This window comes from Rhodococcus sp. RDE2, assembly GCF_020885655.1.
GTDB classification, from domain to species: Bacteria; Actinomycetota; Actinomycetes; order Mycobacteriales; family Mycobacteriaceae; genus Rhodococcus; species Rhodococcus pyridinivorans.
This window is the reverse complement of the sequence record NZ_AP025186.1, coordinates 2,911,487-2,924,898: the sequence shown is the minus strand read 5'-3', so window position 1 is coordinate 2,924,898 and position 13,412 is coordinate 2,911,487. Positions and strand designations below refer to the sequence as shown.

Below are 13,412 nucleotides of genomic sequence, written 5' to 3'. Positions count from 1 at the left end.
GGTCCTGCCGGGCGGGGTGGTGGCCGGGGTGGTGACCCGGCCCGATAGAGGATCCTTCCGGCCCGGAGTCGCACTCCGTGCAGGGGGAGGAGGTGTCGGGCGGTGGGGTGGTGGTGGGTGCCGCGGGCACCGGTGTCCTCTCGTCGGGTCCGGTCGCGGACGGTGTCCGCCTGCCGGAAGTGGTTTCGACGGGTACCGATTCTACTGAGGGTGGTTGCCGTGTGTCGCGGTGCCGGTGACGGCGCGGCGCCTACGGTGGGGATCGAGCAGGTGTCCCGGTGGAGCGAAGGAGCGTGGATGAGCAGCGGCGAGGGTCCGGAACACGGTGGCGGCGAGCGGGTGCCGAGCCGGTGGGAGGAGATCGTGGCGGAGAATCCGGCGCATTCGTCGTGGTACGTCGAACGGTTCCGCACCATGGTCGCCCGGGGGCAGGACACCGTCGGGGAGGCCCGGTTGATCGATGCGATGGTGCCGCGTGGGGCGCGGATCCTCGACGCCGGGTGCGGACCGGGCCGGCTCGGCGGTTATCTGCATCGGGCCGGGCACCGTGTGGTCGGGGTGGATGTCGATCCGGTGCTGATCGCGGCGGCGGAGGAGGATCATCCGGGGCCGCGGTGGCTGGTCGGGGATCTGGCCGAGCTGGATCTGCCGGCCCGCGGTGTCGACGCGGATTTCGATGTGATCGTGTGCGCGGGCAACGTGATGACCTTCGTGGCGCCGTCGACGCGGGTGGCGGTGTTGCGCAATTTCGCGGCGCACCTGGCGCCGCAGGGCCGGGCGGTGATCGGTTTCGGGGCGGGTCGTGAGTATCCGTTCGAGGAGTTCTTCGCGGACGCGCAGCAGGCGGGGTTGTCGGTGCAGGTGCGGCTCTCGACCTGGGATCTGCGGCCGTTCAGCGACGATGCGGAGTTTCTGGTGGCGGTGCTGGGGCGGGCGTAGCCGCGGTGTCGGTGGGGGTGTCGGCGGCCTGGGCGCGGGAGAGCGCCACGGTGGTCACGAGCATCACGATGACGGCGGCGCCGACGAGGATCCGCCCGGGCCCGTCGGTGCGCAGGTGTTCGCCGAGCACGGTCATGCCGAGCACGATCGCGGCGAGCGGTTCGCCGACGGTCAGGGCGGGCAGCGAGGCGGTGAGCGATCCGGACTGGAAGGCGCGTTGCTGCAGGTAGATCGCGGCGGCGCCGGCGGCGACGAGCGTCCAGGTCTGCCACGAGCCGAGCAGCGGGACGATGCCGTGTTCGGCGAGGTCGGTGACGTGTTTGGTGAACGCGCTGGTCACGCCGTAGAGGATGCCGGCGGCGATGCCGAACGCCAGCGCCCGCAGCCGCGGTGACAGCAGGGCGACGACGACGGCGGCGGCGGTGACGGCGAGCACCAGACCGAGCGGCAGCGCCCACCGGACGGCGGCGGCGTCGCCGGTGCCTTCGGTGGGGTTGCCCACGAGCAGGAAGATGGCCAGCGCCGCGCACAAGGCGCCGGCGAGCAACCAGGTGGTGCGGGTGACGCGGCGGCCGGTGGTGGCGGCGGCGAGCGGCAACGCGAACAGCAGCGACGCGACGAGCAGGGGCTGGACGAGCAGCACCGACCCGAATGTGAGCGCGACGACCTGCAGGATGTAGCTGCCGCCGTCGCCGAGGATCCCGGCCCACCAGCGGGGGCTGCGCAGCAGCGAGCCGACGAGCGAGTCGGTGTCGGGCACGGCAGCGGCCGAGCTCTGTTGCGCGACACTGCCGACCGCGATGAGCGCGGCGGCGGCGAGCGCGCACAGGACGGCGACTGCCGTGCCCGTCATCGGGTCAGGCCTGCACTTCGGAGCGGTCTCCGCTCCACAGGGTGTGGAACTTGCCGGGGCGGTCGGTGCGCTCGTAGGTGTGGGCACCGAAGAAGTCGCGCTGGCCCTGGGTGAGGGCGGCGGGCAGCCGGTCGGCGCGCAGCCCGTCGTAGTAGGACAGCGACGACGCGAACGCCGGGACGGGGATGCCGAGCTGGGTGGCGGTGACCACGACGCGGCGCCAGCTGTCGATGCCGATCTCGATGGCGTCGCGGAAGTACGGCGCGAGGATCAGGCTGGGCAGCGTCGGGTCGGCGTCGTAGGCCTCCTTGATGCGGTTGAGGAACTGGGCGCGGATGATGCAGCCGCCGCGCCAGATCGTCGCGAGCGCGGCGCGGTCGACGTTCCAGCCGTATTCGGCGCTGCCGGCGGCGATCTGGTCGAAGCCCTGCGCGTAGGCGACGATCTTCGACGCGTACAGGGCGGCGCGGATGTCCTCGGTGAACTGCGCGGCGTCGGTGGGGGCGGCGCCGAGGTTGCCGGCGGCGAGGCCGCGGGCGGCGGCGCGCTGGTCGCGGGAGCCGGACAGGGCGCGGGCGAAGACCGCTTCGGCGATGCCGGTGACCGGCACGCCGAGGTCGAGGGCGGCCTTGACGGTCCAGCGGCCGGTGCCCTTCTGTTCGGCGGCGTCGACGATGACGTCGACGAGGGGTTTGCCGGTGGCGGCGTCGGTCTGGCGCAGCACGTCGGCGGTGATCTCGATGAGATAGGACTCGAGGGTGCCGGTGTTCCAGTCGGCGAAGACGTCGGCGATCTGTCCGGCGTCGTAGCCGAGGGCGTCGCGCAGCAGGTGGTAGGCCTCGCCGATGAGCTGCATGTCGGCGTATTCGATGCCGTTGTGCACCATCTTCACGAAGTGGCCGGCGCCGTCGGGGCCGATGTGGGTGCAGCAGGGGGTGCCGTCGACCTGGGCGGCGATCTTCTCGAGCAGCGGGCCGAGCGCCTCGTACGATTCGGCGGGGCCGCCGGGCATGATGGACGGGCCGTTGAGGGCGCCTTCCTCGCCGCCGGAGATGCCGGCGCCGACGAAGTGCAGGCCGCGGGCGCGCAGGGCGGCTTCGCGGCGGATGGTGTCGGTGTAGAGGGCGTTGCCGCCGTCGATGATGATGTCGCCGGGTTCCATCGCGTCGGCGAGCTCGTCGATGACCGCGTCGGTGGCGGCGCCGGCCTTGACCATGATCAGGACGCGGCGCGGCTTCTCGAGGGCGGCGACGAAGTCGTCGATGGTTTCGGTGCGGACGAAGGTGCCGTCGCTGCCGTGCTCGGCGAGCAACGCGTCGGTCTTGGCGATGCTGCGGTTGTGGAGGGCGACGGTGTAGCCGTTGCGGGCGAAGTTGCGGGCGATGTTCGAGCCCATCACGGCCAGTCCGGTCACGCCGATCTGGGCCTGCGGTGTTTCGGTGCGTTCGACGGTCATGGTCTACAGCTTCCCCCGAAACGGGGGCCGATCGAAATCGGGGCGGGCCGAACGGTGCGGCGTGTCGCGGCTCAGAGGCCGAGCAGCAGGGACAGTTCGGTGAGCCAGGGCACCGCCACGGCGATGGTGGGCACGACGAGGATGGCGGCGGCGGCGGTGTAGGCGGCGGCGGAAATGCCGAGGTTGGGGCCCGGTCCGGTGAGGCGTTGCACGCGCAGCACGGTGCTCGGACCGCCGACGGCGAGCGCGCCGGTGGGGGTGTGGGCGCCGGCGCAGGCGACGAGGGCGCGGGCCAGCGGGGCGGGGCCGGTCTTGCGGACGGCGGAGTCGTCGGCGAGCAGCTCGACGAGCAGTTTCACCGAGCCGAGCGCCGAGCCGGAGCGCACGACGCGGGGGAACGCTTCGTAGACGGCGGTGAACGCCTCGAGGATGAGGTCGTGGCGGGCGCGCAGGTGGGAGTGTTCGTGGCGCAGAATCGCGCGTAGTTCGTCGTCGCCGAGGTTGTCGAGGGTGCCTTCGCTGAGCACCACCCGGTGCCGCAGCCCGGGGAGGCAGTAGGCGATGGGGTCGGCGGTGTCGAGGATCCGCACGTGCGGGTGGTGGCGGACGGCGGCGCCGCTCTCGCGGCGGTCGAGCAGGTCGACGAGCATGCGGTGGCGGGAGCGGCGGCGGCGGGTGCGCACCGCGACGCGCAGCATGGAGAAGGTCAGGCGGGCCCCGATGAACACGGTCAGGGCGAAGACGATGACGTAGGTCAGCCACAGGGGCAGACCGAGGGCGTCGATCTCTTCGAGGGGGCCGGTGGTGGGTCGGCCGTCGGCGCCGGGTACGAGGAGGCGGGCGGCGATGGCCAGGCCGCAGGAGAACGCGGAGAGCACCGCCGCCAGGGCCACGGACTGCCACAGCACGAGGGCGGCCCGGGGGTTGCGGTGCGGCCAGGTGGCGCGGGCGAGCAGCCCCGGCACCGGACCGGCGAGGAGAAGCGCTGTGGTTCCGAAGAACAGCGCCGTGGTCGCGTTCATGACATCGAGTGTGTCAGCCGGCCCGCTCGGTGTCGTGGCCGGTGGTGTCGTCGCCGTGTTGCGCTTCGAGTTTCGCCAGCGCCGCGCGCAGGGCGGCGGCTTCGTCGGCGCCGACGCGGCCGACGAAGTGGACGAGGGCGGCGGCGCGGCCGGCGGTCTCGTCGGCCTGGTCGAGGGCGTCGACCATGAGGCTGGCGACGAGTTCGTCGCGGCCGTGCACCGGCAGGTAGCGGTGGGCGCGGTCGTCGCGTTGCTGGATGACGAGGTTCTTCTTGGCGAGGCGCTGCAGGACCGTCATGACGGTGGTGTACGCGAGGTTGCGTCGAGCCGAGAGGGCTTCGTGGACCTGCCGGACGGTCTGTGGTTCGGGGGTGGACCACAGGTGGTCCATCACTGCGCGTTCGAGTTCGCCGAGTGCTGCCATGGGTCGATTCTACGGATTTCTCCGACGAATGTGCGTACTACCCCTAGTCGTAGGGTCTGACCTGCGGTGGGACCATCGTCACCGGCGGTGGGGACCTCCGGCGGCGCCGTAGACGTGGCGGGTGCCGATGGGCACGATCAGCGGCCGGTCGGACACCGGATCGTCGATGACCGACGCGTCGAGATCGAACACCTCGCGCAGCAACTCGACGGAGATCACCTCCGAGGGCACCCCGGAGGCGACGACGCGGCCGTCCTTCATCACCACCAGGTGGTCGCTGTAGCGCACGGCGAGGTTCAGGTCGTGCAGCACCATCACCACGGTGCGGCCGAGTTCGCTGTGCAATCGGTCGACGAGGTCGAGGACCTCCACCGAGTGCGCGAGGTCGAGATAGGTGGTCGGTTCGTCGAGCAGCAGGATGTCGGTGCCCTGCGCGAGTGCCATGGAGATCCAGGCGCGTTGCCGTTGCCCGCCGGACAGTTCGTCGATGGGCCGGTCGGCGAGGTCGGCGATGCCGGTGCGGTCGAGGGCGATGGCGACCTCGTCCTCGTCGTCGGAGGACCACTGCCGGAACCACGATTGGTGCGGGTGCCGGCCGCGGGAGACCAGGTCGGCGACGGTGAGCCCTTCGGGGGCGACGGGGGCCTGCGGCAACATGCCGAGCACCCGGGCGACCTCGCGGGTGCGCATGGTGGTGATGTCGTGGCCGTCGAGCAGCACGGTGCCGGTGCGGGGTTTGAGCAGCCGGCTCAGTGCGCGCAGCAGGGTGGATTTGCCGCAGCCGTTGGGGCCGATGACGGTGGTGACCACGCCGGTGGGGATGGACAGGTCCAGGTCGTCGACGATGAGCCGTTCGCCGTAGCCGAGGCTGATGTGTTCGGCGACCAGCCGCGGCGCCGCGTGCTCGATCGGGCCGGGGGCCGGGGCGGGGGGCAGATGGGTGTCGGTCATCGGGAGACCTTTCGGTTGGAACGCACCAGCAGGTACAGCAGGAAGGGACCGCCGAGCGCGGAGGTGACCAGCCCGACCGGCAGCGGCACCGGCAGGATGGTGCGGGCGATCAGGTCGGCGGCGACGACGAACAGCGCGCCGGTCAGGGCGGAGGCGATGATCGGGCTGCCCGCCGACCCGACGAGGCGCAGGGCGATCTGCGGGGCGGCGAGGGCGACGAAGCCGATGGGTCCGGCGGCGGCGGTGGCGACGGCGGCGAGCGCGCACGCCGCGATGAGCAGCAGCGCCTGCTGGGTCTGCAGCTTCACGCCGAGGGAGCGGGCGGTGTCGTCGCCGAGGCGCAACGCCCCGACGGTGAAGGAGGCGGTCGCGGCCCAGCCGCCGACGAGCAGCAGCGCGATCGCGGCGGGCACCACCTGGCTCCAGGACACGCCGTTGAGGGAGCCGGTCAGCCACACCTGGGCGCGGCTGACGTCGTTGATGTCGGCGGAGACGAGCATCCACTGGGTTACGGCGATGAGCATGGCGTTGACGCCGATGCCGATGAGCACGAGCCGGAAGCCGTCGGCGCCGCGCCGCCAGGCCAGCAGGTAGATGACGGTGGCGGTGAGCAGCGCGCCGAGCAGCGCCGACATCGGCAACCCGAGGGTGGCGAGCAGTCCGACGATGGAGCCGCCGCTGGTGACGACGATCAGGGCGACGGCGGCGGCGGAGGCGCCGGCGGTGATGCCGAGGATGTCGGGGCTGGCCAGGGCGTTGCGGGACACCGATTGGGTGATGGCGCCGGAGACGGCGAGGGCGGCGCCGACGACCACGGCGGCGATCCCGCGCGGCAGGCGCAGGTCGAAGACGATGAACCGGTCGAGGCGTTCGCCGCCGCCGAGGAGCACCTCGACGACCTGCAGGGGGCTGAGCGGGTAGTCGCCGCGGCCGAGGGAGATCGACAGCAGCACCGCGGTGGCGACGACGATCAGCGCGCACACGATGACCATGCGGGCGCGCCAGACCACCGAGAGGGAGCCGAGCCGGAAGGCGGGCCGGCCCGGGACGCGGGTGGAGACCTGCACGGGTGAGCGGCGCTTGCCCGTCGTCGGTTCGTCCTTGTCGAGGGAGGGGGTGGGGGTGTCGTTCACAGGGCCACCAGCTTCCGGCGACGGACGAGGGCGATGAAGAAGGGGGCACCGATGAGGGCGAGGACGATGCCGACCTGCAGTTCGCCGGGGCGCACCACGATGCGGCCGACGACGTCGGCGAGGACGAGCAGCGCCCCGCCGAGCAGCCCGGCGTAGGGCACGAGCCAGCGGTAGTCGGGGCCGGTGACCGCGCGGGCGATGTGCGGGACGATCAGCCCGACGAACGCGATCGGTCCGCACGCGGCGGTGGCGGCGCCGGTGAGCACGGTGATCGCGGCGATGCCGATCACCCGGGTGGTGACGACGTTGGTGCCGAGCGAGCGGGCGACGTCCTCGCCGAGGCTGAGCAGATTCAGGGCCGGGGTGGAGGCGAGCGCGACGAGCAGTCCGACGACGATGAACGGCAACACCTGCCAGAAGACGTCCATGCCGCGGCCGGCGACGGAGCCGACCACCCAGAAGCGGTAGCCGTCGAGGCTGGTCTGGTCGAGCAGCACGATGGTCTGGATCATCGCCTGCAGGAAGAACGCGACCGCCGCGCCCGCCAACGCGAGGCTGAGCGGACTCGAGCCGCCGTTGCCGATGGACGCGAACCCGAACACGACGATGCTGGCGAGGGCGGAGCCGGCGAAGGCGAACCACAGGTACTGCGCCGGGGTGGAGAGCCCGAACAGGTAGATCGACAACACCACGAGGAAGGCGGCGCCGGCGTTGATGCCGAGCAGGCCGGCGTCGGCGAGCGGGTTGCGGGTGTGCCCCTGGATGAGTGCCCCGGCGACGCCGAGCGCGATGCCGACCAGCAGCGCGAGCAGGGTGCGGGGGACGCGCAGCGAGTGCACGATCACGTCGGTTTCGGAGCCGTCGTTGACGACGAGGGCGTGGAAGACCTCCGCGAAGGTCATCGGGCGGGCGCCGACGGCGATGCTGGCGAGCGCGCCGAGCGCGAGCAGCACGAGCAGCGCGGCCAGGCCGAGCAGGCGCCGGCGGCGCAGCGCGGCGACGCTGCTGTCGGTGGGGCGGGGGGTGAAGTCGTCGTGGCGGGCGTGGCGTTCGGTGACGATCTCGGTGCCGCGGCGCAGCAGGGCGCGGCGGGTGCCGGCCGGTCCGGTGGTGGTGCGGTCGCGCAGTACGAGCCCGGTCCATTGCAGGCCCAGGCTTTGGCCGGTGCGGCCGGCGCGGTAGCCGTGGTTCCACCACAGCAGTCCGGCGGCGGCGGCCAGGGCGGCGCCGCCGAAGACGATGCGGTCGGTCTGGCCGCCGCCGTTGGCGTCGGCGAGGGTGTCGACGACGAGGGCGCCGACGAGCAGGGGGATGGCGAGGAGCGCGAGGTCGCACAGGACGGCGGCGATCCGGCGGCCCGGGCGGGGCGGGGCGGTCGGGTCGGCGTCCGGTGGGGCGTGGGGGGTGACGGTCACGGGCGCGGGGTGCTCCTCGGGAAGGCGGTGGTGCGGTTCGGGTCGTCGCGGATCGTGGGGAACGCGAAGGCCTTCGGAGTTAGGTTACGGAATCCTATGTGTCGGCGGGAGTAGGGGATGGGGTTGCGCACACCACCCCCGGATGCAATGGTTAGGCTTACCTAATCAGGATTCACCGTCGATCAGGAGGTGTCGGATGACGACGCTGCTGCTGCCGCCCACGGCGGCACCCGTCCGCCCGTTCGAGGACACGCGCGCCCGGCTGCGCGCACTCGCCGCGGGAGCCCCCCGCGTGTATGCGGTGGCCTGTATCGACGAAGAACCCCGCCGCCGCTGGTGGTTCCTCGGCGGCGGTGAACGGCAACAGCGCATCGAGGCGCTCTACGACCGCGCCCTGCTCGACACCGAGGACCCGCGCATCGCCGTCGAACAGGTCGCCGGCGCCCTCATCCACGCCGTGGTCGGCCGCGTCCTCGCTCCCTACGCCCTCGAGGGCCGCGTCTGGGATCCGGGTCTGGACAATCTGTGGCTGCACCAGGACAGCGACGGCTGCATCGACTGGGCCGGTCTCGCCGACGACACCCTGCGGGTGCTGCCCGAGGACCGTGCCGTCGGGCAACGCGACGTGGTGGTGCTGCCGTGCGAGCGGGCGATGGCGGTGTGGACCGCCCACCGCGCCGCAACAGCCCTCGAGGCCGTCCATCTCGCGCTGCGCTCCCTCGCCCCGCTCGACCGGAACCGCTTCTGGGCGATCGTCGGGCGCACCGTCGTCACCGGCGCCGCCCAGCTGCCCGTGCTGGGCGGCGCCTCCCGCCGCACCGCCGCGCGCCGCGGTCAGGCGTTGCTCGACGCCTTCGTCGCCGCCGGCTATCCCGTCCGAGGCCTTGCCGGATTAGGACAGCCTTCCCTATAATCGAATCCGTTCCGACTGCCGGACCGCAGCGGAGTCCTGAGGGCTGCAGTGACTCCCGGTCCCTTCCCGCGGCGGGCCTCACATCCATGTGGGGCCCGCCGTCGCGTGTCCGGAGCCTGCGCCGTCGACGCACAGCGCAACCGGCCGATCGCAGGCGCTGCGGTGGCGAACCCGGAGGATGCTGGAGGAATCCGCGCCGCGACCTGGGAAGCACCGAGAGATGACCACCCTGTGGATGATCGAAGACCTCGAACCGTGGCCCGACCAACCCGTCCCCGGGCAGGTGTGTGAACCGACCACCTCCTGGACCACCCCCGGCGCGAGCGACTGCATCCGCGAACTCGTCCGGCACATACCCGCCCGGGTCGAGCAGATCACCGTCGACGATCGGATCGAACTGCTCGCCCATCTCGGTCACGGCTTCACCACCGTGCTCCCACCGCAACTCGACACCCTCGGCGACGTCGTGCTCACCGGGCATCTGGTGTGGGACCGCTATCTGTGGACGCTGTACCGCACCCGACCGCACGGGCGCGCCCGGGTCGCCGAACGTCACCCGGTGATCCAGCGGACCATCAGGATCCCGACCGCGGACGCGGGCTGGTACGGCGTCGAGTACGAGGGCGCGCGGACCATGCACCGGTTCGGGCCGATCCCCGACGGCTACTCGATCGTCGCCTACGCGCTGCTGGTGACCCTGCAGTGACCAGCCCCGCGTGCCACGCTCGGAGGTCAGGCGTCCGAAAATCGCCATGTCCTACCATCGTTCGACGGCCACCTGTCCCGGCGGCCGGTCGACCCACGCACGAACAAGGGAAGCCCGTATGAGCGACCAGTCCACCTCCGCCCCGGCCCAGCACGACGTGCAGGCGATCAACGCCGTCAACGACCGAGGCTTCAACACCGCCCTCGGCCTCGAGTTCGTCGAACTCGGACCCGATCTCGCGCGGGCCCGGTGGACGATCACCCCCACGCAGCACCAGCCCTACGGCATCGTGCACGGCGGGGTGTACTGCGCGGTGATCGAGACCGTCGCCAGCGTCGCCGGCGCCAACTGGCTGGGGGACAAGGGCAACGTCGTCGGGGTCAACAACAACACCGACTTCCTCCGCGCGACCCGCGAAGGGGTCCTCACCGCGACCGGCACCCCGGTGCACCGCGGACGCACCCAGCAGGTGTGGCGGGTGGAGATCGTCGACGAGCAGGACCGTCTCGTCGCGCAGGGGCAGGTGCGCCTGGCGAACATCACGAACGCGGACCGCATCGGGCACTGACCCTGCAGCCGGGCGGCTCCGGCCGGGACACCGTGCCCGGCCGGAGCGCCGACGATCAGCCCGCGGCCTGCGTCCCCCCGCGGCCCCGCCCGGCCGGAGCCTCCGCCGAACGGTCCCCGCCCTTCGTCGCGCTCTCGCCGTTCTGCGAGTCGCCGCCGGGTTCGTCCGAGCGCATGTGCTCGAGCGCGATCCGCGCGAACACCTGCTGCTCGGTCGCGGCCATCTCGTTGCGGCCGGTGGAGAAGAACGCCTGCGCCCACGACAACAGCGTGGACAGCTTCGACGAGAACCCCACCAGATACAGCAGGTGGATGAACAACCACGCCACCCAGCCGAGGAACCCGCTGATCTCGAGTTTGCCGACCTTGGCGACCGCACTGAACCGCGAGATGGTCGCCATGCTGCCCTTGTCGAAATACTTGAACGGTTCCCGATGGGTCGGGTCGGCGCCGTCGAGGGAGGCGATGATCTGCCGGGCCGCGTACTTGCCGCCCTGCATCGCCACCTGCGCCAGCCCGGGTAGCTTGTTCAGCGACATCATGTCGCCGATGACGAACACGTTCGGATGCCCCGGCAGTGTCAGATCCGGCAGCACCTCCACCCGGCCCGCCCGGTCGATCCCGGCGCCGGACTGTTCGGCGAGCTGCTTGCCGAGCGGGCTGGCCGCCACGCCCGCCGACCACACCTTGCACTGCGATTCGATGCGTCGCTGCGAGCCGTCCTTCTCCTTGACGACGAGACCGTCGGCGTCGACGTCGGTGACCATCGCGCCGAGCTGGATCTCCACCCCGAGCCGTTCGAGGGTGTTGCGGGCCTTGCGGCTGAGTTTGCCGCCGTAGACCGGCAGCACATCGGAGGCACCGTCGAGCAGCACCACCCGCGCCTCGGTCGGATCGATGTTGCGGAAGGTGCCCTTGAGGGTGCGGCGCGAGAGCTCGGCGATCTGCCCGGCCAGCTCCACCCCGGTCGGGCCCGCGCCGACCACCACGAAGGTCAGCAACCGGGCGCGTTCCTCGTGATCGTGGGACAGTTCGGCCTGCTCGAACGCCCCGAGGATCCGGCCGCGCAGCTCGAGGGCGTCGTCGATGGTCTTCATGCCCGGCGCGAACTCGGCGAACTGGTCGTTGCCGAAATAGGACTGGCCGGCGCCCGCCGCGACGATGAGGCTGTCGAATTCGGTGGTGGTGTACCGCTCGAGGAACCGGGAGGTCACCGTCCGGTTCTCCAGGTCGATCTTCTCGACGTCCCCGAGCAGCACCTGCGCGTTCTTCTGTCTGCGCAGCACCATGCGGGTCGCCGGGGCGATGTCGCCGACCGACAGGATGCCCGTGGCCACCTGGTACAGCAACGGCTGGAACAAGTGATGGGTGGTGCGCGCCACGACCGTGACGTCCACATCGGCACGAGCCAGGGCCTGGGTCCCGAACAGCCCACCGAAACCGGATCCGATCACGACCACACGATGACGGCGGGGTTCGGTCTGCTCGACGCTCATGGATGCTCCTTCACGTTGCCGGATGGATCGATCCCCAGTCTTGCAGTTGCCGCGCCCGCCCACAGCGCAACCGACGAGCTAACCCGGCCCGTCGCCGAGCGGCTCACGACCCGACCCGAGCAACCCGTAGACGGGGTTGTGCCGCGCGGCGTGCCGCACCGCATCGTTGGTTGCCGAGGTGTACACCTGCACGGTCTGCAACGACCGGTGCCCGAGCAGCTGCTGCAACTCGACCATCGTCGCGCCGCTGTCGGCCAGGCTCGTCGCGAAGGTGTGCCGCAACGCGTGGGCGAGCGCACCGCGTTTGCGTTCGGACTCGATACCGGCGCGGCGGTAGATGCGCCGCACCCGGTACTGCAGCGTGCCGCGGGTGATGCGTTTGCCGTCCGCGCCGACGAACAGCGGGTCGGCCGGGTCGTGCCGCTCCCACACCGGCAGTTCGTCGCGGTCGCGGGTGCGGCGCCGCGCGGCGGGGAAACGGGCGTAGCGTTCCTCGAGATAGGCGGCGACGATCGCCGTCCAGCTGTCCTCGAGGGGGATCTCCCGTTCGATCGCGCCCTTGCCGAGCACCCGCAGCACCGGCGCTTCGCGGCCGCCGAGGATGCTGCCCACATCGAGCCGGATCAACTCGTCCGAGCGGATCCCGGTGAGCAGCAGGGTCGCGATGAGCGCCAGATCGCGCTGCGGCCAGTCCCGCGCCGACTCCGCGGGACGTTGCGCCTCCACGGTGATGGTGTCGACGAGTTGATTGATCGCGGTGGGGGAGAACGCCTTCGGGGTGTGCTGCGGTTTCTTCGGCTGCGCGATCGAGGCCATCGGGTTGCCTTCCGACACCCCTTCGGAGACGAGGAAGTTGCAGAAGTTGTTCCACACCGACCACGCGCGGCGCACCGACGCCGGTTGCCGTTCGGCGGCGAACGCCGCGAACGCCGACCGCAAGCCGCGCACCGTCACGTCCCCGAGTGTGAGCGTCTCCTCCGACACGGCGCAGGTCGCGGCGAGATGGGCGCGCACCGCGTGCAGGTCGAGCCGGTAGGCCTTGATGGTGTGCGGGGACCGTTTCGCGGTCTGTAAGGTCTCCAGATACGACCCGATCCAGTCCGACAATCCCGGCTCGGTCGCGCTGCCCGCCACGATGCCCCTCCCGTGAAGATCCGCTCGTACAGATGTGCGAGTCCAGTGTGACAGCAGGGACCGACGGGACAGCAGAGACCGCGTCCGGATTCGGGGACACCGGCACCGGGTACGCGGTGGACAACAGACCCTTCGTGGAGAGGAGCACCCCATGCCCGCCGGCGATGTCGAGACGTTCCACCAGGACGGATCCTGGCACAACCGCATCGAGGGCTCGAACGACCTGCTCGGCAGCTATCCCACCCGCGAGGAGGCCGTCGCCGCCGGCCGCGATGAGGCGCGCCGCCGCAAGGTCGAACATCTCGTCCACAACCTCGACGGGAGCATCGGCGAACGCAACACCTACGGTCACGACCCGCGCGACATCCCGGGCTGATCGACCCCGAACCGAGCGACACCGAAC

At 71.4% G+C, this 13,412-nt stretch carries 14 protein-coding genes; 5 read left to right on the top strand and 9 right to left on the bottom strand.

Annotation, left to right across the window (positions count from 1 at the left end; genetic code table 11):
- Positions 1–297 precede the first annotated feature (297 nt).
- The gene (locus LPH33_RS13610) at positions 298–939 is read left to right on the top strand and encodes a class I SAM-dependent methyltransferase (protein ID WP_088899758.1); all 642 of its coding nucleotides are present in this window, start codon (positions 298–300) and stop codon (positions 937–939) included.
- Here LPH33_RS13610 and LPH33_RS13605 read toward each other — a convergent pair.
- The 7 genes from LPH33_RS13605 to LPH33_RS13575 all read right to left on the bottom strand — a co-directional run bounded on the left by LPH33_RS13605 (position 893) and on the right by LPH33_RS13575 (position 8,193).
- Positions 893–1,792: a DMT family transporter gene (locus tag LPH33_RS13605; protein WP_088899759.1), complete on the bottom strand. Its 900-nt coding sequence runs from the start codon at positions 1,790–1,792 to the stop codon at positions 893–895. The two genes, LPH33_RS13610 and LPH33_RS13605, sit on opposite strands and share 47 nt — an antisense overlap.
- Before the next feature lie 4 nt (positions 1,793–1,796).
- Entirely contained in the window at positions 1,797–3,248 is a 1,452-nt protein-coding gene (gene gndA, locus LPH33_RS13600; protein WP_088899760.1) for an NADP-dependent phosphogluconate dehydrogenase, read from the bottom strand.
- Positions 3,249–3,319: 71 nt separating this feature from the next.
- Complete coding sequence (locus LPH33_RS13595; protein WP_088899761.1) at positions 3,320–4,270, bottom strand: M56 family metallopeptidase; 951 nt, start codon at positions 4,268–4,270, stop codon at positions 3,320–3,322.
- 13 nt (positions 4,271–4,283) lie between these two features.
- The gene (locus LPH33_RS13590; protein WP_088899762.1) at positions 4,284–4,694 is read right to left on the bottom strand and encodes a BlaI/MecI/CopY family transcriptional regulator; all 411 of its coding nucleotides are present in this window, start codon (positions 4,692–4,694) and stop codon (positions 4,284–4,286) included.
- A 78-nt stretch (positions 4,695–4,772) separates the two neighbouring features.
- Positions 4,773–5,645 carry an ABC transporter ATP-binding protein gene (locus LPH33_RS13585; RefSeq protein ID WP_088899763.1) on the bottom strand — a complete coding sequence of 291 codons (873 nt, stop codon included), beginning with the start codon at positions 5,643–5,645 and terminating at the stop codon, positions 4,773–4,775.
- Complete coding sequence (locus LPH33_RS13580) at positions 5,642–6,778, bottom strand: FecCD family ABC transporter permease (RefSeq protein ID WP_229564948.1); 1,137 nt, start codon at positions 6,776–6,778, stop codon at positions 5,642–5,644. Before LPH33_RS13580 ends, LPH33_RS13585 begins: the two co-directional genes overlap by 4 nt.
- Positions 6,775–8,193, bottom strand: coding sequence for a FecCD family ABC transporter permease (locus LPH33_RS13575; protein WP_229564947.1), 1,419 nt, complete (start codon positions 8,191–8,193; stop codon positions 6,775–6,777). The genes LPH33_RS13580 and LPH33_RS13575 overlap by 4 nt, the downstream gene beginning before the upstream one ends.
- Positions 8,194–8,389: 196 nt before the next feature.
- Here LPH33_RS13575 and LPH33_RS13570 point away from each other — a divergent pair, with 196 nt between their 5' ends.
- The 3 genes from LPH33_RS13570 (at position 8,390) to LPH33_RS13560 (ending at position 10,380) form a co-directional block, all read left to right on the top strand.
- Positions 8,390–9,106: a hypothetical protein gene (locus tag LPH33_RS13570; RefSeq protein WP_229564946.1), complete on the top strand. Its 717-nt coding sequence runs from the start codon at positions 8,390–8,392 to the stop codon at positions 9,104–9,106.
- 220 nt (positions 9,107–9,326) lie between these two features.
- On the top strand, positions 9,327–9,812 hold the full coding sequence (locus LPH33_RS13565) for a hypothetical protein (protein ID WP_106199568.1): 486 nt from the start codon (positions 9,327–9,329) through the stop codon (positions 9,810–9,812).
- 118 nt (positions 9,813–9,930) lie between these two features.
- Positions 9,931–10,380: a PaaI family thioesterase gene (locus LPH33_RS13560; RefSeq protein ID WP_088899596.1), complete on the top strand. Its 450-nt coding sequence runs from the start codon at positions 9,931–9,933 to the stop codon at positions 10,378–10,380.
- Between the two features lie 55 nt (positions 10,381–10,435).
- On the opposite strand, the gene LPH33_RS13555 is transcribed toward LPH33_RS13560, so the two are convergent.
- Together LPH33_RS13555 and LPH33_RS13550 are read right to left on the bottom strand one after the other, a co-directional pair.
- Entirely contained in the window at positions 10,436–11,875 is a 1,440-nt protein-coding gene (locus LPH33_RS13555; protein WP_160877864.1) for an NAD(P)/FAD-dependent oxidoreductase, read from the bottom strand.
- A 78-nt stretch (positions 11,876–11,953) separates the two neighbouring features.
- Positions 11,954–13,009, bottom strand: a complete 1,056-nt coding sequence (locus tag LPH33_RS13550; RefSeq protein WP_160877862.1) for a tyrosine-type recombinase/integrase — start codon at positions 13,007–13,009, stop codon at positions 11,954–11,956.
- Positions 13,010–13,160: 151 nt separating this feature from the next.
- Between LPH33_RS13550 and LPH33_RS13545 the strand changes: the two genes are divergently transcribed.
- The gene (locus LPH33_RS13545) at positions 13,161–13,385 is read left to right on the top strand and encodes a DUF2188 domain-containing protein (protein ID WP_160877860.1); all 225 of its coding nucleotides are present in this window, start codon (positions 13,161–13,163) and stop codon (positions 13,383–13,385) included.
- Positions 13,386–13,412: the final 27 nt, after the last annotated feature.